The organism is Halalkalibacter lacteus (genome assembly GCF_036663595.1).
Taxonomy (GTDB): domain Bacteria; phylum Bacillota; class Bacilli; order Bacillales; family Bacillaceae_D; genus Halalkalibacter; species Halalkalibacter lacteus.
In genome coordinates this window covers 1-505 of sequence record NZ_JAWRVL010000097.1, presented here as the reverse complement: position 1 = coordinate 505, position 505 = coordinate 1, and the positions used below count along the sequence as shown (strand labels likewise).

1 protein-coding gene is annotated in these 505 nt (G+C 40.8%); it reads right to left on the bottom strand.

Annotated features, from left to right (window positions below; translation table 11 throughout):
• On the bottom strand, positions 1–505 hold a 505-nt coding region (locus SAZ04_RS21650; protein ID WP_332699565.1), incomplete at both ends, for an IS256 family transposase.

Below are 505 nucleotides of genomic sequence, written 5' to 3'. Positions count from 1 at the left end.
GTTGCGGATTTGATGGATCACACACAGTTGAATTTCTGTTTGCGGAAAAATAGATTGGATGGCTTCAGAAAAGCCAGCAAGCCCGTCCTTACAAGCAATGAGGATATCTTCAACCCCTCTATTTTTAAGGTCTGTACAAACTCCTAGCCAGAAACTAGCACTTTCATTTTCACCAATCCAAATACCTAGGATTTCCTTCTGACCGGACATGGAGATGCCCAAAACACTGTAGGCTGCTTTATTGATAATTCGATTATCTTTACACACTTTGAAGTGGATGGCATCAAGAAAAACAATAGGGTAAACACGGTCTAACGGACGTGATTGCCACTCGGAAATCAAAGGCATAATCTTATCCGTTACCTTACTGACCATCGTAGGAGAGACATCAATGCCATAAATATCATTCATGTGAGATTCAATATCTCTGGTAGACATACCTTTGGCGTAAAGCGCAATAATTTGGTCTTCGAGTCCATTGGCGGTGGTTTCGTACTTTTTAATA